This window comes from Puia dinghuensis (assembly GCF_014642875.1).
GTDB lineage: Bacteria > Bacteroidota > Bacteroidia > Chitinophagales > Chitinophagaceae > Puia > Puia dinghuensis.
Genome location: NZ_BMJC01000004.1, coordinates 306,004 through 327,667, shown reverse-complemented (window position 1 = coordinate 327,667; position 21,664 = coordinate 306,004). Strand labels below are relative to the sequence as shown.

20 protein-coding genes are annotated in these 21,664 nt (G+C 52.7%); 11 read left to right on the top strand and 9 right to left on the bottom strand.

All coding sequences use genetic code 11. From position 1 onward, the window contains the following. The first annotated feature begins 15 nt into the window (after positions 1 to 15). Together IEY39_RS19230 and nadD are read left to right on the top strand one after the other, a co-directional pair. On the top strand, positions 16 to 246 hold the full coding sequence (locus tag IEY39_RS19230; protein ID WP_188934605.1) for a FeoA family protein: 231 nt from the start codon (positions 16 to 18) through the stop codon (positions 244 to 246). Next, a complete protein-coding gene (nadD, locus tag IEY39_RS19225) occupies positions 243 to 818 on the top strand; it encodes a nicotinate (nicotinamide) nucleotide adenylyltransferase (protein WP_188934603.1) in 576 nt (191 codons plus the stop codon). Before IEY39_RS19230 ends, nadD begins: the two co-directional genes overlap by 4 nt. A 21-nt stretch (positions 819 to 839) precedes the next feature. Here the strand turns inward: nadD and IEY39_RS19220 are convergent, their stop codons facing one another. Then, positions 840 to 1,181: an MmcQ/YjbR family DNA-binding protein gene (locus IEY39_RS19220; protein ID WP_188934601.1), complete on the bottom strand. Its 342-nt coding sequence runs from the start codon at positions 1,179 to 1,181 to the stop codon at positions 840 to 842. A gap of 72 nt (positions 1,182 to 1,253) precedes the next feature. Between IEY39_RS19220 and IEY39_RS19215 the strand changes: the two genes are divergently transcribed. Then, complete coding sequence (locus IEY39_RS19215) at positions 1,254 to 2,492, top strand: chromate transporter (protein ID WP_229688988.1); 1,239 nt, start codon at positions 1,254 to 1,256, stop codon at positions 2,490 to 2,492. On the opposite strand, the gene IEY39_RS19210 is transcribed toward IEY39_RS19215, so the two are convergent. Next, the gene (locus IEY39_RS19210; RefSeq protein ID WP_188934599.1) at positions 2,489 to 3,886 is read right to left on the bottom strand and encodes a DEAD/DEAH box helicase; all 1,398 of its coding nucleotides are present in this window, start codon (positions 3,884 to 3,886) and stop codon (positions 2,489 to 2,491) included. The two genes, IEY39_RS19215 and IEY39_RS19210, sit on opposite strands and share 4 nt — an antisense overlap. A 221-nt stretch (positions 3,887 to 4,107) precedes the next feature. Here IEY39_RS19210 and IEY39_RS19205 point away from each other — a divergent pair, with 221 nt between their 5' ends. Further along, positions 4,108 to 6,708, top strand: coding sequence for an MGH1-like glycoside hydrolase domain-containing protein (locus tag IEY39_RS19205; protein ID WP_308423241.1), 2,601 nt, complete (start codon positions 4,108 to 4,110; stop codon positions 6,706 to 6,708). Between the two features lie 69 nt (positions 6,709 to 6,777). On the opposite strand, the gene IEY39_RS19200 is transcribed toward IEY39_RS19205, so the two are convergent. From IEY39_RS19200 to IEY39_RS19185, 4 genes are all read right to left on the bottom strand, one after another. Beyond that, on the bottom strand, positions 6,778 to 7,488 hold the full coding sequence (locus IEY39_RS19200; protein ID WP_188934595.1) for a hypothetical protein: 711 nt from the start codon (positions 7,486 to 7,488) through the stop codon (positions 6,778 to 6,780). Positions 7,489 to 7,573: 85 nt separating this feature from the next. Next, the gene (locus IEY39_RS19195) at positions 7,574 to 10,978 is read right to left on the bottom strand and encodes an ATP-binding protein (RefSeq protein WP_188934593.1); all 3,405 of its coding nucleotides are present in this window, start codon (positions 10,976 to 10,978) and stop codon (positions 7,574 to 7,576) included. Further along, complete coding sequence (locus IEY39_RS19190) at positions 10,959 to 11,549, bottom strand: DUF4194 domain-containing protein (RefSeq protein WP_188934591.1); 591 nt, start codon at positions 11,547 to 11,549, stop codon at positions 10,959 to 10,961. Before IEY39_RS19190 ends, IEY39_RS19195 begins: the two co-directional genes overlap by 20 nt. Beyond that, positions 11,546 to 13,012: a DUF3375 domain-containing protein gene (locus IEY39_RS19185; protein ID WP_188934589.1), complete on the bottom strand. Its 1,467-nt coding sequence runs from the start codon at positions 13,010 to 13,012 to the stop codon at positions 11,546 to 11,548. Before IEY39_RS19185 ends, IEY39_RS19190 begins: the two co-directional genes overlap by 4 nt. A gap of 239 nt (positions 13,013 to 13,251) precedes the next feature. Here IEY39_RS19185 and IEY39_RS19180 point away from each other — a divergent pair, with 239 nt between their 5' ends. Further along, positions 13,252 to 13,530, top strand: a complete 279-nt coding sequence (locus IEY39_RS19180; protein WP_188934587.1) for a hypothetical protein — start codon at positions 13,252 to 13,254, stop codon at positions 13,528 to 13,530. A gap of 38 nt (positions 13,531 to 13,568) precedes the next feature. On the opposite strand, the gene IEY39_RS19175 is transcribed toward IEY39_RS19180, so the two are convergent. From IEY39_RS19175 to IEY39_RS19165, 3 genes are read right to left on the bottom strand one after another with little or no spacing between them, the layout of a single operon-like run. Beyond that, the gene (locus IEY39_RS19175) at positions 13,569 to 14,279 is read right to left on the bottom strand and encodes a class I SAM-dependent methyltransferase (RefSeq protein ID WP_188934585.1); all 711 of its coding nucleotides are present in this window, start codon (positions 14,277 to 14,279) and stop codon (positions 13,569 to 13,571) included. A gap of 47 nt (positions 14,280 to 14,326) precedes the next feature. Beyond that, positions 14,327 to 16,273 carry a beta-N-acetylhexosaminidase gene (locus tag IEY39_RS19170; protein ID WP_188934583.1) on the bottom strand — a complete coding sequence of 649 codons (1,947 nt, stop codon included), beginning with the start codon at positions 16,271 to 16,273 and terminating at the stop codon, positions 14,327 to 14,329. A gap of 38 nt (positions 16,274 to 16,311) precedes the next feature. Further along, positions 16,312 to 16,770 (bottom strand): NanQ anomerase/TabA/YiaL family protein, encoded by a 459-nt coding sequence (locus tag IEY39_RS19165; protein ID WP_188934582.1) that lies wholly within the window; start codon positions 16,768 to 16,770, stop codon positions 16,312 to 16,314. 240 nt (positions 16,771 to 17,010) lie between these two features. Here IEY39_RS19165 and IEY39_RS19160 point away from each other — a divergent pair, with 240 nt between their 5' ends. The 6 genes from IEY39_RS19160 to IEY39_RS19135 all read left to right on the top strand — a co-directional run bounded on the left by IEY39_RS19160 (position 17,011) and on the right by IEY39_RS19135 (position 21,663). Then, complete coding sequence (locus IEY39_RS19160; RefSeq protein ID WP_188934580.1) at positions 17,011 to 17,574, top strand: hypothetical protein; 564 nt, start codon at positions 17,011 to 17,013, stop codon at positions 17,572 to 17,574. A 128-nt stretch (positions 17,575 to 17,702) separates the two neighbouring features. After that, a complete protein-coding gene (locus tag IEY39_RS19155; RefSeq protein WP_188934578.1) occupies positions 17,703 to 18,236 on the top strand; it encodes an RNA polymerase sigma factor in 534 nt (177 codons plus the stop codon). Between the two features lies 1 nt (position 18,237). Continuing rightward, on the top strand, positions 18,238 to 19,092 hold the full coding sequence (locus tag IEY39_RS19150) for a zf-HC2 domain-containing protein (RefSeq protein WP_188934576.1): 855 nt from the start codon (positions 18,238 to 18,240) through the stop codon (positions 19,090 to 19,092). Positions 19,093 to 19,104: 12 nt separating this feature from the next. Next, the gene (locus tag IEY39_RS19145) at positions 19,105 to 19,980 is read left to right on the top strand and encodes a DUF4097 family beta strand repeat-containing protein (RefSeq protein WP_188934574.1); all 876 of its coding nucleotides are present in this window, start codon (positions 19,105 to 19,107) and stop codon (positions 19,978 to 19,980) included. Between the two features lie 10 nt (positions 19,981 to 19,990). Beyond that, positions 19,991 to 20,809, top strand: a complete 819-nt coding sequence (locus IEY39_RS19140) for a DUF4097 family beta strand repeat-containing protein (protein ID WP_188934572.1) — start codon at positions 19,991 to 19,993, stop codon at positions 20,807 to 20,809. A 428-nt stretch (positions 20,810 to 21,237) separates the two neighbouring features. Further along, positions 21,238 to 21,663, top strand: coding sequence for a YybH family protein (locus IEY39_RS19135; RefSeq protein ID WP_188934570.1), 426 nt, complete (start codon positions 21,238 to 21,240; stop codon positions 21,661 to 21,663). Position 21,664 lies beyond the last annotated feature (1 nt).

Genomic DNA, 21,664 nt, shown 5'->3' with positions numbered 1-21,664 from the left:
GACTAATTGAAGAAGATGAAGAGATTATCAGAATTAGAACCTGGAACTGTCGCCAAAATTCATTCATTTGAAAAAAACGATCTTTTCCTGAAATTGATGGAAATGGGGTGTGTACCCGGCGAATGGGTCAGAGTAGAACAGATCGCCCCTTTCGGAGACCCGATCTCGATCACGGTTGCAGGATATAATTTGAGCCTCCGCCTGGATGAAGCAGAGAATATCTTCATGGAGGAAGAAGATAGATGAAGATCGGTCTTTACTTTGGCTCCTTTAACCCGATTCATCATGGCCATTTGCTCATCGCCATGTACATTTTGCAGAACACTTCCCTCCAGCAGGTGTGGTTTGTGGTCTCTCCACAGAATCCATTAAAACCAGCGGCGTCCCTCCTCAATGAATATCATCGCCTCTACCTGGTTCAGCTGGCCATCGAAGGAGAAAAAGAGCTAAAGGCCCTGGACATCGAATTCAAATTACCAAAGCCTTCCTACACGGTAGATACGCTCGCCTACCTGCAAGAGAAATATCCCACACACGAATTTTCGGTTATTATGGGTAGTGATAGTTTCCAAAACCTGCCCAAGTGGAAGAATGCAGATTGGCTGCTTCGAAACTATTCTCTGTATGTATACAAGCGGCCGGAACATGAGCATCTCCCGAACTATCCCGGGGCGAAGGATATCCACATCCTGTCTGCTCCCCTTCTGCCAATATCCTCTACGCATATCCGTCAGCGTATAAAAGAAGGGATATCTATTCGCTATTTAGTTCCGGAAGCCGTGCGGCTGGAGATTGAAAGGAATGGATATTATAGTTAGGCCTATTTTAGGCGATAAGGCCTATTCGCGCATATTCTTGGGGAGAGAGGCAACAACCAGGTTGTAGGAATCATCGATCATTTCCCGCATGATCCTATTGGGGATACTCCCGTCAGCGGTCACCGTATTCCAATGCTTCTTGTTCATATGATAACCGGGCTGCACCGCCGCATATTGCTCGCGCCATTCGATCGCTTTTTCAGGATCACACTTGACATTGAATTCCAACACCGCGCTGTCGAGACTCGTTAGCAGAAACATCTTGCCCTTTACTTTGAATACAAGAGTGGTCTCGCCAAAGGGAAAGGATTCCTCTACGTTCTTCTTCGCCAGGCAATATTCTCTTAGTGTTTCGATGTCCATACGGTTCTGTTGCCTAAGATACGTTCGTTTTGCTTAATATTGTGACCCGTCACTTATACCTGTATCTTCCTATTGACAGTTCTGTTTCGTCATATTGCATTTCTCAGAGCGGTATTCCTGCATAGTCTCACTGCCTTCGGCGGTCCACAAGGGCATTTTGGAATGATGATGAAGACGTTCGTCCATCGTCGGAAAGATGTCACCGAAGAAGAACTGATGGACTACAGCGCTTTTTGCCAGCTGCTGCCCGGCGCCTCATCGACGCAGACACTTACCCTCATCGGCTACAAACGGGGTGGTGTAGTGCTGGCCATGATTACCCTCATCATCTGGACCCTGCCGGCCTGCTGCCTGATGGCGCTGTTCTCTTTTTTTCCCGTTCAAATGACCGGCATCTTTCGTTTCATCGGACCTATGACGATCGGCTTTCTTGCCTTCGCGGCGCAGAAGGCTTTCAAGGTGTCGATCCACAATACCATTACACGGGTGATCCTGGTAGTGAGCACTATCGCGACCTTCCTCCTGTTTAAATGGCCTTGGATCTTCCCGATCTTGCTGGTGCTGGGTGGTTTTGTCACCAATCTCAGCAGCCGGCGTATCCCACAGGTAGAAGTGTTGCCCAAAAAGATAAAATGGGGCAATATCTGGCTCTTTGCTATCATCTTCATCCTTGCCGGGGCCAGTAGTGAATTGGCGCGAAGTAATAACTGGCCCAACCGAAGACCGCTCAACCTCTTCGAGAATACCTATCGGTTTGGCAGCCTTGTCTTTGGAGGTGGAAATGTCCTGATGCCGATGATGTACGAACAGTGGGTGGCCCGGCCCCAGTCGCAGCGGCTTATCCATCGCAATCCCAATATCATCCGGGTGGATAAGACGGATTTTTATTCCGGTTGGGGGGCGGTTCGCGCCATCCCCGGTCCTGTTTTTTCCATCGCCGCCTATATGGGCGGCGTCGCGATGAAGGATAAAGGGACTGCCTGGCAGATACTGGGATGTTTCATCGGAACGACGGGCATCTTCCTGCCAAGCGCCTTACTGGTGCTCTTCTTCTTTCCTATCTGGCATAATCTGAAGAAATATGCGACGGTGTACCGGGCCCTGGAGGGTATCAATTCGGTCGTCGTGGGGATCATGATTGCCGCCGCCTTATATATGATGAAAGACTTTCAGTCGGCCTCCTGGAAGGATATCGCCCTCAACTTCGGGGTCATCGGAATCACCTGGGCCCTGTTGCTGTATTCAAAACTGCCTTCACCCGTCATCGTCGCGGTATGGATGGGACTGGGCTGGCTCTTCTTACTTTTCTAATGTTGCTGTTGGCCGCTGCCAGAACCCGGACCAGAGCCGGAGCGACTTGCGTCGTGGGAACCATGGGAGCCGTTTGCACCAGGACCCGAGTTGGAACCAGAGGGTCGGGGTCTTCTGCGGTTGCCGCCGCCACGGTGCTGACCACCTCCGCCGCGATTTCCCCCGCCAGCACCGCCGTGGTGTCCTCCCCCTGAGCCGCCATGATTCCGACCGCCTCCCCCACCCCCACGCCTGGACTTACTGCGAGGGCTGTATTCGGGCGCCGGTCCGAACTCCTCCGGAATAGCGGCTTTCTTCACCGGGCTGCCCAGCAGGTCTTCTATCGACCGGAATTTATTCTGCTCCTTTTCGCTGATAAAAGTAAAAGCTACCCCGTCGGTCTCGGCCCGCGCCGTACGCCCGATGCGGTGGACATAATCTTCACCGTCGTTGGGCACATCATAGTTGATGACCATTTCGATGTTGTCGATGTCGATGCCCCTGGACAGAATATCCGTCGCCACCAGGATCGGCAGGCGCCGGCTCCTGAACTCCAACAACACCTCTTCCCGCGCCGACTGGTCCAGATCGGAATGTATTTCCTTGACGTTGAACTTGTTGCGCTTCAACTCCATCGTCAGCTGCTTGACATTATGCTTCTTCGAACAAAAGATAAGCGTACTCTTGTAATTAGTTGACTTGAGCAACCATTTCACGAGCGGTATTTTCTGGGTCTCGTATACGACAAACGCTTCCTGTACGATCTTGGCCGGCGGCTTGGAAATGGCAATGTTTATCTCCGCCGGCTCATGAAGGATCTTGCGGGCCAGATCGCGGATCTTTACCGGCATGGTCGCCGAAAAAAGCAGGTTTTGCCGCTTAGGTGGCAGGAAGGAAATGATCTTCATGATGTCATCGTAGAAGCCCATGTCCAGCATCCGATCGGCTTCGTCGAGGACTAAGTATTGCAATCCTTTCAGCTTGACGTAACCCATATTGAGATGGGCGATCATCCGGCCGGGTGTACAGACGACCACGTCTGCACCCTGTGAAAGTGCTTGTTTCTCAGTGGAGAAGTTGCTGCCATCGCCCCCGCCATAGACGGCAATAGAGCTGATATTCGTAAAATAGGAAAGCCCCTCCAGGTTTTGGGCTATCTGGATGGCCAACTCCCGCGTGGGCACGATGACGAGCGCATTGACCGTGTCGTCATGCCGGGAAGCGAGCAGGCGGTTGACAATGGGAAGCAGGAAAGCTGCGGTCTTGCCCGTCCCTGTCTGCGCCGAGGCGATGATATCTTTACCATGTAAGATGAGCGGGATCACCTGTTCCTGTACAGGGGTAGCATTTTCATATCCGGAAGCCTCTATGCCCTCGAGTAAGCTCTCATCCAGGCCAAATTCTTTAAAAGTCAAAATGGAATGATTAATAAAATAAATTGCACAAATTTACAATAAATGCACTGACAGCCGGTTTTTTTTGCCGAAATTCGAACAATGCTCTTAATGCTTGCTTGCCTGCCCAGGACCGGTTGGAGCCCGGTCTGTATACAATCAAAAACAACATGACCGCAGAACATCAAAGACTCGCAGTTAACGCTGCTAAAAAAATACCTTTAGAACAGTGGGGACCTTATTTGAGTGAACGACAATGGGGTACGGTGAGGGAAGACTACAGTCCATATGGTGATGCCTGGCATTATTTCCCTTACGACCACGCACATTGCAGAACATACCGCTGGGGCGAGGACGGTCTTGGCGGGATTTCGGACTTCTTTCAAAATCTCTGTTTTGCCGTGGCGCTTTGGAATGGCAAGGACCCCATCCTGAAAGAACGGCTCTTTGGCCTTGGCAATAAGGAAGGCAACCACGGAGAGGACGTCAAGGAGCTGTATTACTATCTCGACAACCTGCCCACGCACTATTACATGGAATACCTGTACAAGTATCCCCAACAGGAATTTCCGTATAAGAAACTGCTGGAAGAGAACCGCCGCCGCTCGCGGGAAGAGCCGGAATACGAGATCCTGGATACGGGCATCTTTGACAAGGATGAATATTTCGATGTCTCCATCACCTATGCCAAGCAGAACGCCCGGGATATTTTTATCCGCGTCGACATCCGTAACCGATATCATAAGGCGGCGGAGATCACCGTCCTGCCGACCCTCTGGTTCTACAACCGTTGGAATACGGAGGATTACCAGGATAAAAAACCTGTGATCACCAGTCGCGACCGCAATTCTGTAAAAGCAGCCCATAACCGGCTCGGCGCCTATTATTTCTATTTCCAGCCACCCCAGTATACGCTCTTTACCGAGAATGAGACCAATCTCGAAAAGGTATCCGGGACGCCCAACAAGACCCCCTTTGTAAAAGACGCCTTTCACGAGGCGGTGATAAGGAATAAAGATCTCGAGACGCTGCGCCAGAAAAGAAGCGGCACCAAGTTCGCCCCGGTCTATCACTACCTGGTGGAGCCGGGTGAGACAAAGAGCATCTATCTCCGGCTGAGCAATCGCATCCTCGAGAATCCCTTCGGCGGCGATCCCGCTGCGCTTTTCCAAAGCCGCAAGGCGGAGGCCGATGCTTTCTACAAGGCAGTGCTGCCGGCCAATATTTCGCCCGAAATAGCAGCGGTGCAGCGCCAGGCACTGGCAGGCCTGCTCTGGAGCAAACAATATTATCATTTCGATGTAGAGCGCTGGCTCACCACCAGCGACGGCATTACGCCCGTGAATGCAGGGAAAATGAATGGCCGCAACCACGACTGGAAGCACCTGAAGAACCAGGACATCATCGCCATGCCGGATAAATGGGAATATCCCTGGTATGCGGCGTGGGATCTTGCTTTCCAGACCATCGCGATGGCCCTTGTCGATCCGGTGTTCGCCAAACACCAGCTGATGCTCATCATGCGCGAATGGTATATGAAGCCCGACGGGCAGATCCCCGCGTATGAATGGAATTTCAGTGATGTAAACCCGCCTGTGCAGGCCTGGGCCGCACTCATGGTCTATCACATTGAGAAAGATCGCACCGGCAAAGGGGACATCGGTTTTTTAAAACGCATCTTCCAGAAACTGTTGATCAACTTCACCTGGTGGATCAACCGGAAGGACGCCAATGGCAACAACATGTTCGAAGGCGGCTTCCTTGGACTGGATAATATCGGCGTATTCAACCGCAGCCACTCCCTGGGCGGAGACTTTCAATTAGAACAGGCCGATGGCACCAGCTGGATGGGAATGTATGCCCTCAACATGATGGACATGGCCCTCGAGATCGCCATGAAAGACGACTCCTTCGAGGACACGGCGACAAAATTCTTCGAGCATTTTGTACTCATCGCCGAAGCGCTCAACGAACAGGGGATGTGGAATGAAGAGGACAAGTTCTTCTATGACACGCTGTCCATCGGCCGGTCGCCGGTGCAGCTGAGGGTTCAGTCCGTCGTGGGCCTCACCACGCTCTTCGCGGTCTCCGTCATCGAAAAGAAAACCCTTGCCAAATTAAGCGATTTCAAGAAGCGCATCACCTGGTTCGAGAACTACCGGTTAAAGAACAACCGGTACTGGCCGAACGAGGAACATAGTGACGGCGAGCAGACCCTGCTTTCGCTGGTGCCCCAGAAAAGGCTGATCTATCTGCTTGAAAGGCTCCTGAATGAAGAGGAATTCCTTTCTCCCGGCGGCATCCGCGCACTCTCGAAGTACCACGAGAAACATCCTTATACGATAAACATCGGGGGCACCGACTACAATGTCAAATATGACCCGGGCGACTCGACCTCGGATTTCTTTGGGGGAAATTCCAATTGGCGGGGACCGGTGTGGATACCGATCAACTATCTGATCATCCAGTCGATTAGGCAGTATGGGAAATTTTATGGCGACCGGCTGCTGGTGGAATATCCCGCCGGCTCTGGTAAAAAGCTCGATCTGGAGAGTGTGGCCGATCAACTGACGGGTCGGGTGATCAGCCTGTTCAGGAAAGACAAGACCGGTCGCCGGCCCCTGCACGGGAAATACAACTGGTTTTACCAGAAACCGGGCAACGAACACCTCTTATTGTTTTACGAATATTTCCATGGCGACACCAGTCATGGGCTTGGCGCCAGTCACCAGACCGGATGGACATCGCTTGTAGCCGAACTCATCTCCGAATTGGCGTCGCGGCCTGCAACCCAGGCGCCCGCGGCGGCGAAACAGCAGAATGTCGGTGCGACGTCGCAGTGAGGCCACGAGCAAATCGGCAGGTCCAATAACTACCGCGAAATAATGGATGGCTGTCGGAAGGCCGGGGAATTAATGCAGGTTAAACCGGAAGCTGAGACCGGCACTGTAAATAAAGCCGTGTTCGCTCACCTTCTGCTGATCGGTGGGTTTTCTCAGCTCTGTGAAATGGCCGTATTTGCCGTGATTGTTACTGTAGTAGCCTAGTCTCCAGTGGGAGTTAAAATCCATCTCATACCCCAGCGTGCTCGTAACCCCGATCTGCAGGTTGCTTACCCGGATGGGATACCAGTAGATCCTGGCGCCGGGTTGAATGCAAAGCCCCGTCCTGCGGAGTGCAAGAGTATAATGGTATTGATTGGCCAGCTGCTGGTATTCAGCGGGTAACTGACCGTTGAGCATGATAATGTCCCGATGCATTCCCACGCTACTGCCGGCAAACACCAGGAAAGAGCGATTCTTCACCACGGCGTAATATGCCCCGGCCAGGAAGTTGAAGGAGCTGAGGTTATTGACGGAATTGATCGTCGACAGCCGGACGCCGTACAACATGCGGGAAGCAGCAGGCATCGCGGCGATCTCGAAATTGTAGCTGGAAGGGATGTCGGGGATGCGTGGGTAGCCGTATTTTTCCAGCCAGCGATTGATATGAGCATCTCTGGCGTGGGTAAAACTCATGCCCGTGTTGAAAAGCAACGAAAAACTGGTATCCTTTTGGGTTTGTGAGAAAGCAGACCCGTAAAGAATCAACAGTGCCAGGACCAGAAACCCGCGAACCTTCATGCAATAAAAGTAGACAAAATCAGGGGCAGTACATAGCAATTAACAAAAAACCCTCATTGGCCGAGCCATGCAAATACCGCTGGTATTAGGAGTTTTCACTAACAATCATGGCCTTTTGCTGCTTCAGCTCCTTCCTGGTCATATTGAAAAGAATACTATGCCTGTTGTTTACCCGCTGAACAAGGTGGACATGGGCGATGAAGTTCTCGACGATCTGTATCTTATCGCTCGGAGTCACCACCAGCAGCTGGAGATGCAGCTGTTTGCACAACTCCATCAGATAGGTGGCTTTTTCCTCGTCCTGGTTGCTAAAGCTCTCATCCACAGCGATGAAGCGCAGGCTTCGGGAATTGCGGCCCTCCCGGGTGATGCCGAATTGGTAGGCGATGGCGCTACACAATATCGTATACGTAAGCTGCGCTTTTTCCCCGCCGGACAGCTGACCCATCTGGCGATACGTCTTTTTTAACTCCTGCGTCTCGCGGAACCGCTCGTCGGCCCAGAATTCGAACCAGTTGCGGACATCCAGTACCCTGTTGCGGTAGGATTCGCTTTCATCCAGGGTGTCGATAAAGGCCTGGACATTCTGCTTGAAATGCAGCGCCTTTTCCTCAAAGCTGTTCTGTTGCCAGTCCGCCGCCTGGGGAAGGGCATTGAGCAGCCTGTTCCTGAACTCCTTTATCACCGTATCCGGCACCGGCCGGATGCCGAGCTGGATATACGTATCCGGAAGGCGGTTGAAATTGATCCCGCTTAAGGATTGGTTTAGCGTGGTGATGCTGTTCCTGATCTTTCTTTCCCAGCTTTCCAGCTCTTCGTTGAGAACCCCCATCTTGATGACGGCGGTATCGTGGAGCAGCCGTTCGAAATCTTTTTTAAAGCGAGGCAGGTTCTCCGTCTCCAGCTTATCCAGCCATTCCAGGTATTCCCCGCTATGCTCTCTTTCCGTGGGCAACGCATGTGTATCGGCTGCCCAGTCGGTAAACCGCTGCAGCACTTCCAGCGGCGGATTCTTTATCTTATGGATAGCCCTATCCAGATCGCGCCCGTCCTTAGCCGCGGACTCCTCATATTGCCGGGCCGTTTGTTCCGCCGTCGCCATCAGCTGCTGGTACCAATCGTCGATATTGTCGGGGGATAGCGGATTCTCTGCCAGCAGGGCGCTGTGTTTTTGTTGGAATTGCAGCAGCAGATCTTTATCGCCTTCCGTAAGGTGCTGGACAAAGTCGGAAAGCCCTACCCTTTCTTTTTCCCGCAGCTGTAGCTCATGTTCGTATAGGGAAGCATTTTGAACCAGCTGGTCTCTGTCCTTTTGCCCGATTTCGATCTGTTGCCGGATGCCTTCGAGCTGTTGCGTCACCTCCTTCAGTTGATCGCTTCCCTTCTTTAGCTTACCCGTCTGTTCCTCGATATGATGGATGGCCTGGCGGATGGCCGGGACGTTTATCGAAGCGAAACTGGGGTGTTCGCGCAGATTTTTTATGGCAAATACCTGATTCTGCAGCCGGCTGCCACGGTGGGTAGCCCGTTGCAGCGCCTCTTCCGCCTGTTCAACCCCGGAGAGCAGCTGTGAGCGCCGGTGCTGCAGCGCCCCTCTTTTCTTCTCGTTGTTCCAGCCCATGACATAACGGCTGGCGTCGTTGCGCCCCGGCCGGTCGTCTTTCTCATGCCGGTCTTTGTTCTTGACCAATCCCTGGATGGTGATAGCGCGGTCAAACCGTTCGAGCGCCTTCTCGTTGTCGACACAGCTAAAAGGATATTGCTGAATCACCTGCTGGCTCACCCAGGCGCTGAGCGGGTGATCGGGATGGAACTCCAATTTATGCCAGACCGTTCCGTCATCGGCATGTTGTTGCAGCGCTACATCTTTTACCAGATTGTAGACGAGCCTCACGCCGAGTTTCGTGCTGTTGACATAACGGTTCACCTTCCGGTAATGCTTATCGGGGACGAGCAGGCGCAGGGCGAGGGGGTTTAGCAGTTTTTCCAAAGCAGGCTGCCAATCCATTTCCTCAGCCCGCATCTGGATCAGTTCTCCGGCAAAGGGAAGGTCCTGCTCCGCGATCTTGAGTTCGGTGCAGAGACTCTGCCGCAGGGCGACGAGGTGGGCGGGGATATTGTTCCGGCTTTGCAGCAGGGCATTCAATTCGCCTTCGATCTTCACCTTTTCCTCTGTTGCCCGCTTTTGCCGGTCCTGGGCTTCATAAAGGTCTTCGTTGTTGTTGCGGATCTCCGTTGCCAGTTTCTTATCGGTGCGCTCGGCTTCCTTTTTTATCCGCTGGTAAGCCGCCTCGTCGGCCACTTCAGTGTCCAGGTGTAGCTGGGTGCACCAGTCTGCAACTTTCTTCAACGCGGCTTCGGCCTCTTTTGCCTGTTGTTCGAGGGCTTCTTTTTCTTTTTGCAATTGCTGTAGCCGCTGGCCGGCCTTGTTCTGCTCCAGCTGATTTAGCGTCTGCCGCTCTTCTTCCATCAGGGCCGTGATCTTTTGTTTCGCTTCTTCCGACCCGCGCCGCAGGGAAACGGCCTCTTTTTCCAGGTTGCGGATATGTTCGTCCAGCAGGTGATATTTGGTGTAGTTCTTCCAGATGCGGGCCGTGTCCAGCTCCTGCCGGGCCGCAGCACCGAGATCGGATTGCTCCTTATAGGCAAGGAAATGCTTTTTCAGCGGCTGAAGCAGCCGCACCTGTTCTTCTGCTTTTTCGATATTGCGCTGAGCATCGAGCAGGGTCGAAAGGTGCTTCTTCAGCTCCTGAAACTCCTGCTCCATGTTGCGAGGCTCCAGCATATTGCTGCGAATGAATTCGTTGAGATCGCCAAGAACCTTGATACCCATGGTCTGATTGAAGAGACTCAACGCCTGCATGCTCTGCATACCCAGCACTTCCACCATTCGCTGTGCATAGCGATTGGCAGCATCGAACCACTCTACCTGTTTGCGGCTGCCTTTATTGTATTGCTGATCGATGCGCCGCCGCCAGGCGCCTCCAAGGTCAAAAGGTCTGAAGTCATCTTCAATGTGCAGGGGTTTGTGGGCGATGGCGAACACCCGGCGCATGTCATGCCCGCTGAACCAGCGCACCTGGAAGAGGGTGACGGATTGTTCGGTCTCATTGGAGAAATGGGCCAGCAGGATACTGTAAGCCTGCTCCTTATTATCCCGGAGGTAGAGGGTCTTGCTGGAAAGGCCGTTGTCGCTGTGCACGCTGCCATATCCACCCAATACATAGGATTCCTCCGTTCTGTCGCCTTTTTTCTCGCTACCGGAGGATTGATTATAAAACCGGTGTTTCTTTTCGGGGACGATCAGGGTCAGCAGGGCGTCGACAAAAGTCGTTTTTCCGCTGCCATTGGCTCCTGTAAGCAGCGAGGTCTCTCCCCCGGGCGTGATCTTCCAGACATGTTCGTCGAAGGTGCCCCAGTTGAAAAGCTCCATGTACTGCAACCGAAAGCCGGATTTGTTTTCATCGGTACTAAATACGCCCAACTGCATGCTCGGATAGTTGTTGTTTAAAGTTTTCTAATATCTCGTTGTCTACCCGGGCCTTGATGATCTTTTTGACCCTGAACTTCTGTTCGTCGATCAGCTCGTTGTGCTCTACTTTCTCCAGGAAATCGAGCTCTTCCACCCGGTCGATCAACCTGTCCAGGTCTCGAATAAATTTCACCCGGCTGGCATTCTCCCGGAAGAACAGCTCCGCATATTCCTTTATCTCCCTGCGCTTCTTGATCAGCTCGCGGCTTCCCGCCTCCCCTACCTCGAATTCTGCCATCATATCCCGTAGCAGTACGAGCAATACACTCTCTTCATACCCCAGCTGTATCCGGCGCACCCAGCCCACGGTATTTTCATCTTCATCGAGCCGGGCCTGCTCCAGGTAGGCATAGCCGTCTTCTTTCTCCAGTACGAGGATCAGCCCCAGCTGCTGGAGAAATCGGGTCAGTTCGCCCTGGTATTGGAGCAGCTGTTCCCATGAATTTTTTTCCAGGTATTCTACGGGTCCTTTCAGGAGCTTGATGAATACCGGGGTAAACGGTAAAATATTTTGCTTGTCTGTGTTCATTTGCTGAAAAGTAGATAGGGTACTTCGATGAATTGGGTTTTTCCTTCGTCCAGCGGGATCAGCTCGGTTATCTCCTGCATCGACTGTACCCTTGCCGCTTTTTCCCGGAGAAAACCAAAATAACTGACGACTTCGGCGACGCCATGTTCCAGGCCGGTGGCGCCGACTATCTCCCCCAGCGTGGCTGTTGTTTTTTGCTGCAAAACGGTTTCCACCTTCTGCCAAAGTTTCTTCCTGTCGACATGAGTTGTGCTGAGCAGCCGGCCAAAGCGTTCGAAATCTTCTACCTTTTCGCGGGCATTGGCCGGTTGTTTTACGACGCCGGCGGCTTGTCTTTCCACCAGGTTGAGACGGCGTTCCATATTCATGCGGACGGGCGACGGTGTGTTCAGCCGGATACCACAAGACGGGGTCTCATCATCCATGAATGTAAAGACCAGCTCTTTGATCTGACCGATCTGGTGGCGCAATCGCCGGTGCCGGGCGATCTCTTTTTCCGTGATGATGCGGCTCAGCTTTTCCGCCATCCTGTCGTTGGACTCATATACATTGCGTCCTTGTTGCAGAAGAAGGGATTTGATGTTCTGCACAAACTCCCCGTCGCTATCGATAGCCCTTTCCTGCAGCATTTGCAGCAGCTGATCGGTAAGCTCCCGCCACTCTTCCTGTCCTGCCCGCGAGACAAGGAAATCCCAGAAAGCGTAAAAACTTTTACCCTGGTCGCTCCTGCGCAGCGAATCATAGGCTTCGAAGGCATAGCCGACAATGGCGCCCTTGTTGATCTCCGCCCGGGTATGTTGCTCGACGATATGGCGGTGAATGGTTTTGAAATTGTCTTCCACCTCCCGGAAATCACTCAGCAGCTCATGGCTGAGGCGGGTGAACCATTCCAGCCGTTCGCGCAGTTGCGCATTGGTATAAACCTCGGGCTTGTAGCCCATCTCGATCTTTTTGATCTCCTTGTCGATCTCTGCCTTGCGGTTCTTCAATTCTTCCAGCCGCCGGGCGGCATCGTCTTCGGTATATTCCACCATTTCCCGCAGCGTCTGGAAGAGAAAACGGAAGCGACTTTCCGTACCGACGAATTGCCGCTTCTCCAGGCTTTGCAGCCATTGAAAAAGCTTCTCCGTATGGGCGCTGAGCTGGTATTGCGTGACGGCGTCCGAGTCGGGGAAGTCCTGCAACACCCGGCGTTGTACCCAGTTGAGCAGGTATTTGCGCGCGCGGCTCTCTTCGTCTTCCCCAAATTCGATGCGGGCTTCTTCCAGGTCTTCGATGTCCTCGGAATGGTTGCGCAACTCTTCGGCAAGGGCGCTGATCAGGGACTGTTCGGGCAGGGAAAGGATATTCTCCGTTTTGAAGGCTCTGAAAAGGAAAGGGATCACCCAGTGTGCGTTGCGCATCCGGATGATCTGTACGGACGGGGAGGTTTCGAGTAAATAGGATAGTTCTGCTGCTGCCATCGTTAAAGCCCTCAAATTATCGATTCACGGGATATGATGGTGACGGTGAGAGCTTGGTGGGGATAAAAAAAACGCAGCGGGGGATAATTTTCACCTCCACCGTGGAAAACTTCACCGGGCCCGGCACAATATCCGCTCCCGCACATCAATAGTTAATAACGTTTGAATAACCAGCCTATAACTAGCGGATAACGGGAGATCGCGCGATCGTGAAGTATTTTTAAGTCAGCTAAACCGTTATGAAAAAAACCAGCTGCATAAAGCTTGTCCTGATCACGGCGGCGCTGGCTGCCTGCAACAAGCCTATTTATCAGCAGGGGTCCTATCTCCCCGATTATTATCCCAGTGACCCGCCGGATTCTACCAACTCCTGCCCTATCGACTATCCCCAGCTCCTGCCCGACTTCTCACCCGATTACTACACATGGTTGTACGGGTTCAGGCCCTATCATCATCATCATCGCGCAGGGGTGAGCCGGGCGGGGTTTGGCGGTGGGGGTCACACGATATCCTCCTAAAATCCTAAAATCCCGGGGTTGGTTACTCCGGGATTTTTTTATGAGGACACAGGCCGGCACCTTGCCAGGTATTGATCCTGCCGGTCTTCATACAGTATCTCGGTCGTCCACCCTTCCTTTGCCGCTATCGCCGACAGGGTCATCCGGTCGATGAACAGCCACTGGAACCAATCTGATCGCTGACGCTTGTATTCATACTGAAAATTGATGACGCCATAATAGTCCCCACTTTTTGGCGGCCTGTCGGAATAGAGGTAGGCGATATCGGAAGAATCGAAGATCAGCTGACCGTCCGGGCGGAGCAGCCGGCGGGCGCCGGCAAAGAAAGTACGCAGCCCGTCGAGATTGCCGGCGAGCCCGATACCGTTCATCAGCAACAAGAGGGTGTCATAGTCGCCTGTCTGCAGGGAGAAAATATCCTGCCGGATCACTTTTTTTATCCCGCGCTGATCCATAAGCGTGGCAGAAAGCGGGGAGATGTCCAGCGCCGTCACATCCTGACCCAACTGCTGCAAGGCAAGTGCATGGCTGCCCGCTCCCGCCCCGATATCCAGGATCTTTCCCCGGCATTGTTGCAGCGCCACCCACTCCACTTCGGGCATGGTGTTCATGTTGCGGAAATAAACCTCCACCGGCATTTCCTCTTTCCGCCGGCCCTCGAACCGATGGTTCGACATATGTACCCAGAGCTTACCACCAAGCTCCTGCCGGTAATAGTCGGTCAGGGCCTGGCCAAGGATATCTTTCATGGCGTCTGCTTGATCCGGACGAGGTCCGATTCCTGAAGTCGAAATGTTTAATCTACCGGCTTTGGCGGTTCTCTCACCCCGACCCGCTGTTGAAGGGCCAGTACAGAAACATCGATCTGCCGGCCGATGGGTTTGCCGTTCCGGTAAGTGATCACCTTCAACCAGGAAGCATCCTTGGGGATGGTGAGCGTACCGGTATATTTCGGATAGAAGTTATCCGGGTTGGAATTGTCAAAGCTGTAATAGATGTCCAGCCCATTGACTTCGGTTGCCAGGTCGACGGTGACCGAGTCATAGACGGAAACATCCTTTTTGGCGGTGATGATGGCGTCGAACATCGAAGGAGCATATTTCACCTGCTCTACATCCAGCCGTCCGAATTGAGCTTCTACCCTGCCGGCAAAATCGTCCCAGTTCTTCTTCTCTTTTGGCGTCCAGAGGTCTTCCGCCACGGCCATGCTACGGGGCCAGACCATATATTGCATATGCCGCGTGTTATAGACTTGCTCGGTCCAGAGATTGGCCTGCCCACCCAGAATGAATTTGGGGTCCACGCTGTCGGGCACCGGCTCATAAGAGTAAGTTGTTTTTAGCCGGAGTGTAGCGTATACCGGGGGCTCGATGGCTGCATCTCCTTGCATATAATCCAGGTAAAAGAAGGTAGTTGGACTCATCACCACCGAGTGACCCATCTTTGCCGCTGCAATACCGCCCTTTACCCCTCGCCAGCTCATAACAGCCGCATTGGGAGCAAGCCCGCCTTCTAGTATCTCGTCCCAACCAATGACTTTCTTCCCTTTTGACTCTATTATCTTCTCGACCCGCTTCTCAAAATAGCTTTGAACCTGATCCATCGTCTGCAGATGCTCTTTCTGCATCAGGGCCTTGACAGCCGGGCTCTTCTCCCAGAAGTTCTTGGCGCATTCGTCGCCACCGACATGGATATACGGGAATGGGAAAAGCGCCGCCAACTCGGTAAACACCTTGTCGAGGAAGGGATAGACCTTCTCATTGGCCGGGCAGAGCGTATTGTCATAGAGGGCATCGAAGCCGCCTTTATACCAGTTCATGATCTTTTCTCCCGATCGGACATGGTATTTGTCGGCGCCCTCCGTACAGGAGAGGTCAGGATAGGAGACGATGGCGGCAAGGCTGTGGCCGGGGACATCCACTTCGGGGAGGATATTGACAAACCGGTCTTTTGCATACTGCACGATGTCGCGGATGTCGTCCTGGGTGTAAAAGCCGCCATAGTCGCGCTTTTCATCGGTCTCCGGGTCGGGGAAGGTGCCAAACGTTCCCACCCGCTTTACATTCCAGGCGCCTACTTCGGTGAGGCGGGGAAGGCTCTTGATCTCGACCCGCCAGCCTTCGTCATCGGTGAGGTGCAGGTGGAGCAGGTTGAACTTGTATTTCACCATCTCATCGATGAAATCTTTTACTTCCTGTTTGGTAAAGAAATGACGGGAGACATCGAACATCAGCCCCCGCCAGCCGAAGCGTGGATAGTCCGTCACCGTGATACAGGGGGCAGTCCAGGAAGGCCGGTTTACCGCCTGTTTGCTCTCGATCTCTTTTGGAAGCACCTGCAGCAAGGTCTGGATCCCATAGAAAAGGCCTGCCGGCTGGTTAGCCCGGATCAGAACGGCCTGGGGCGTGACGGACAGATAGTAACCTTCGGCTCCGAGCGATGCTTCGGCTGCTTTGTTCAGGACAAGCCGGATGGTCGCGTTTGGTTTCGCCTGCTGGGTCACCGTGACGGAATATCCGGTGGGGACACTCAGCCGGGTTTTCAGGTCCTGCAGGGTCTGCGCAAGATCATGCTCGTCTTGTGCTTCGATGACGATGGTGCTAGGGAGCTGGAAGACACCGCCGGTAAGCGTCTGGCTTACGGGGGCCGGGATAAGCGTCACCGGTGCGGCGGGTTCGGAATTCTGTGCGAAAATGGGGAGACTGGCAAGACTCGCTAGCAGAAGGAAGAGTATTTTTCTCATATTGTTAAGGTAACATTTCCTGGAAAAATGTAATCATTTTACAAAGCAACTTTTACCACAACCTTCCTTACCAGATCGGGTTGGTGCGTATATACTTCCGGCTGGTGGATGTCGGAGGGGAAGAAAATGATAAACTCTCCGGGCTTGAGGGTAATATAGCTGAGGTCTTCCGTTGCGATGGTGTAGAAGGCGACATCTTTTTCCTCATTATAGGGAGTTGTTGCCGGCTGTCCGGTCAGCGGGGCATAGCCAAAACATTCCATCCCCGAGAGCATGATCTGAATGTCCGCATAATCACGATGGCTTTCCGGGTCGCACTCTGTTGCTGGTTTGGTCGTATATTCATTAACTATCATATAGACATTCTCACCTTCGATGGGATATTTTCCTGTTTCCAAAGCAGAAAGTTCTGTGGAAAGCACATGTTGAATGGCTTTTTCGAAATTCGGGCTGATGATTTTGTACCAATGCAGTTGTGATAATGTAGAAGTGATCATGGTCGATGGCTTGTTTCCTTTGCCGGGAAGTTAGCCCTTTTTTGCCGTCCGCCGTTATTGTACCGTTAAGGCAGCCGTTCCGCTCGCGGATTCGGGGTAAAATGGGTAACTTAAGAAGGCGTATTCCATTCACCCCAACGGACCGGAGGTCCGTCGGCCGAAGGCCAGACATTAGCGCTTTGCGAGCGATGCGCTAATTTTCTGGAAGCGCATAGCTCGCACATACTAAAACGATCGCGTATGAAAAAGCTAATCTTGGGTTGGTGGGCCGCTATCTTCTCCTTCTTCTTCCTCCTGCCATCCGCGAACGCTCAATCTTCATGTAGCGGGGTTTATTTATCCGCCGATGACCTCAGTGCCGGAAAATTGATGGGAAGCGTTGCTTCCCGCAGGTCGGATAACGCTTTGATGGGCAAATATCTTTTTGTCCAGGTGGACGACCGCATCCGCCGGTTGGAGAGGAAGGATGTTTATGCCGTACAATATTGTGACGGCAGGGTGTTCCGGGTTTTCGACGGTGGCTATTATACGTTGTTGAATCCTGGTGAGCCCATACCACTGTATGAGGTGCACGAGTACCCGGCGGGTAAAGGCGATATTCTCCGGATCAAATATTATTTCAGCAAGGATGCCGCTGCTGATGTGGAAGAACTTACGTTAAGCAATGTGAAAGAGGCTTTTGCGGGGAATGCCAAATTCGAGCAGGAGCTCGACCTGCAATTCTCAACCGACCGCGACCTGTATGCATATGATGACTATAACAAATGTTATAGGCTGGACAGGCTCTATGTCCTTTGTAAATAATCAATAAGCCAGGGGTGGGCGAAAAAATTCCCGGGATTTCTGGTAACCTTTTTCCCGGGGTGAAGTTTCCTTTTTATCTTTTATCAGAATAAACACCCTCGTTGAACTCTCTGACGGATAATGCGCTTATGTTAAAAGTAAAATCCGGCGATCTGGATAAGATGGGTTTGCTGTTCCAGCGATACCACCAGCCGCTGTACGGTTTTCTTTTCCACATGACGCGGCAGCGGGAGGCGAGCGAGGACATGATGCAGAACGTGTTTTATCGGATGCTCCGGTCGCGTCATACGTTCACCGGTGAGGGGGAGTTCAGGACCTGGATGTATCATTTGGCGCGCAACGTCCTGAAGGATTATTTAAAACAGTCCCGGCGCAACGGCAGTCATTATGAGATTGGCGGATATGAAGAGAGGATTGCGGGCGGCTTAGCCGCCGATGAGCAGGTGGAGCGAAAGCTGGAGATAAAAGTCCTGGAGAAAGCTCTTGGCAGCCTGAGCCCCGAGAGCCGGGAGGTGCTGGTCCTGAGTCGTTTCCAGGAGTTGAAATATGCTGAGATCGCCCGGGTGTTGGAGATCAGCATCAGCGCCGTAAAGGTACGGGCACATCGGGCCATCAACCAGTTGAAAGAGATGTATCGGCAAACAGCCGTCGAAAATAAGTAGTATGGAATGCGGATTTGACAAAGATCAGTTGACAAGGCTCCTGCATGGGGAGCTTCCTGAAGAGGACCGGGTCCGGGTAGAAGCGCATCTGGCCGGGTGTCCGGAATGCCGCCAGGAGTGGGAAGCCCACCGGCGTCTCTGGGCCTTGATGGATGAGATCCCTGTACCTGCTGCATCAGCCGACGCCCGGGTGCGGTTCGATGCTATGTTGGACACCTATAAGGCATCGGTCGGGACCAATGAGGCCTCGGGGGCCTTTGGAACGGCGGGGAAGAGGTGGGGCCCCGGTATTACGGCCCTCCTGCGACAGGTGTTTGCGGGTCACCCCGCATTTGCGGTGAGTTATAGCTTTTTGCTGGTGATAGCCGGTCTGGGGGTCGGCTACCTGCTCCATCGTCCGGAACCGGTTGCACCGGCCGGCAGCGACAGCAAGCAATTGGCGGCGTTGACCGCGCAGGTAGGGGAAATGCGGGAGATGATGATGAAGACCCTGCTGCAAAACCCTTCTGCCTCCGAGCGGATGCGCGGCATCAGCTATACCAGCGAGATAAAGACGGTGAACAAAGAGGTGATCGAAGCCCTGCTCAGCACCCTCAATAATGACCCGAATACCAATGTCCGGTTGATGACGCTTGAGGCGCTGACCCACTATGCGGATAATCCCGTCGTCAGGGAAGGGCTGGTACAGTCGATCCTCCAGCAGGACTCACCGCTGGTACAGGCTGCGCTGGCCGATGTCATGCTCCGGCTGCAGGAAAAAAGAGCGATTCGACCCTTGAAGAAATTATTACAGCATAAAGACCTCAACGAGATGGTGAAGACCAGGATCGAAGAAACGATTTCCCGCTTAAGTTAAAACCAGCAAAATATGAGAAAGATGATTCTCCCGTTACTGACGGGGCTGACGATCTTTTGCCTTGCCCCGGCCGCCGGCCGGGCGCAGACCCAGGAGTTTAAGGAGCATATCAACAAAGAATTTGCCGCCCCAAAACCATCGGCCGAAGTGTTGGCCATCTATAACCTAAACGGACCGATAAAGATCGAAGGTTATTCCGGCGACAAGGTGGTTGTCGACATCGATAAAAGTCTTTCCGCGGGCGGGAGTCGCGATCTGGAGATTGCGAAGCAGGAGTTTAAGCTGGGGTTCGACCAGCATGACGACAGTATCATCCTTTACATTGCGGAGCCCTTCGATACCCGGCCGCACACCTGGCATAGAGATGATCGGTGGAATAACGAAGATCATAACTATGACTTTAATCTTGCGTATGTGGTGCGGGTCCCTTTTGGGATGAACCTGCATATCTCCACCGTCAACCACGGCGATGTCGTCGTGCAAGACGTGTCGGGCGACCTCAACGTTCACAACGTCAATGGACCTATTACTATTAACAATGCAAAAGGTGTTACGACGGCCCGGACCATCAATGGCGATCTTACAGTGAATTATCTGGCCGTGCCGAAAGGTCCTTCGGACTACTATACGCTTAACGGAAAGCTCGAAGTCACCTATCCGGCAGACCTGTCAGCCGTCTGTCAGTTCAAAAGCATGAACGGCGAGTTCTATACCGATTTCGCCAACGCCGAAGTCCTGCCGGTAGAGGTCAACAAAAGTGAGGACCATCATGCGAACCGCACCGTGTACAAGCTGAACATGGCCAGAAGAGTGCAGATCGGCAGCGGCGGTAGTCTTTTCAAGTTCGAGACCATGAACGGAAACATCTACGTAAAGAAGCAATCTTAAAAAATAAAATATGAAGACAATGAAAATAGTTGCGGTGTTCATCTTATTGACGATCCTTACGGTTGGCCGCGCCCTGGCGCAGGGAGAAGTAAAAGAGCAGCTGGTGGTGCCCCTTAGCGAACCCGGGAAACCTTTCAAGATCAAGGCTCATGTGATGCATGGGTCGGTGAAGATCGTTGGCTATGAGGGAAAAGACATCGTCATCGATGTGACGGGCGAGCAAAAGAGACACGAGTCTGCTACGAGTGGCGGCATGAAGCGCATCGGTGGTGATGCCGGTGGTGAGCTCACGGCCGAAGAGGATAACAATATGGTGAATATCAACAGCGGGCTTTCCCATTTTTCGCTCATCGCGATAAAAGTTCCGCAAACTGGTGCGACACTCGATGTAGGCGCCATCAATGACGGGAATATAACCATTGACAATGTGAGCGGGCAGTTGGAGGTGACCAATGTCAACGGGGGCATCATCGTGTCGAATGTTTCCGGATCGGTGGTTGCCAGTACGGTCAATGGTGATGTGGTGGTTGGTTTTAGGACGGTGAACGCTACTGCGCCTATGGCATTCTCCACGCTCAACGGGAAGATCGACGTCACCTTTCCGGCAGACCTCAAGGCCAATGTAAAACTCAAATCCGAGCGCGGGGACATCTATACGGATTTCGACATTGAGGTCACGAAGGATCATCCCGTTGCAACAAAGACCTCCGAAGGCCACATGTATCGTATCAATATCGACGATTGGGTCATGGGGAAGATCAATGGCGGCGGCCCGGAGATGATGATGAAGACGATGACGGGGAATGTGTATATCCGGAAGGCGAAGTAAGCCGCTCCGGTGGTTGCGGGTCGTTGGACGCCTGCGATCGATCGCGCGCGGGTTACCGCTCCAGCGGCTCCCTGTTTCCCTGGTGAGATTCGAACTCACAATCCCGTTGCCGGGCTGTATGGCTGTAAATACGCTTCCCTACTCGGCTGGTACGCTTTTCGGTGCACTGTAAACTCTACCCATAATTTCGCGTAGATATTACGGGATAATCCATACTTGCTACGGTTAGTCAATTTTACCGCAGGCTTTTCCTTTTAAGCTACAGGGACCTGGACAGGACAAAGATGAAACGCGACTGTGCAACCTATTTGCACAGCAGGGAGGAATTTTGCAATTTTCGGTATCTTACCACATGAAAGAGAAGATTGCGTCCATCCTCGGAGTGCTAGGGGTGTTGGGCACAAAAGATGGATTGTAAAACTAAAAACATGGCAATAGTTACAGAGATCGAATCCTTGTTTGAAACCTACAAGATGGCCGTTTATCAAAAAGACCTTGAAGCCTTCACCGCTATTTTTGACGAAAAAGTCCGCGTTTATGATATCTGGCAGCAGTGGACTTATGACGGGCTGGCCGCCTGGCGCGAAATGGCGAAAGGATGGTTCTCCTCGCTCGAAGCCAACCGGGATGTCGTTACGTTCGATGATATTCAGATTCAGGCGACCGGCGAGATGGCGGTCGCTAGCGCTATAATTCGATTCACAAACGTATCCGAGAAGGGAGAAGAGCTTCGCTATCTGGAGAATCGCCTCACCTGGGTCGCCCGGAAAAGCGATCAGGGCTGGAAGATCATCCACGAACACACCTCGTCACCGATAGATTTTAGTACCATGAAGGTGATATTGCAGCGATAAT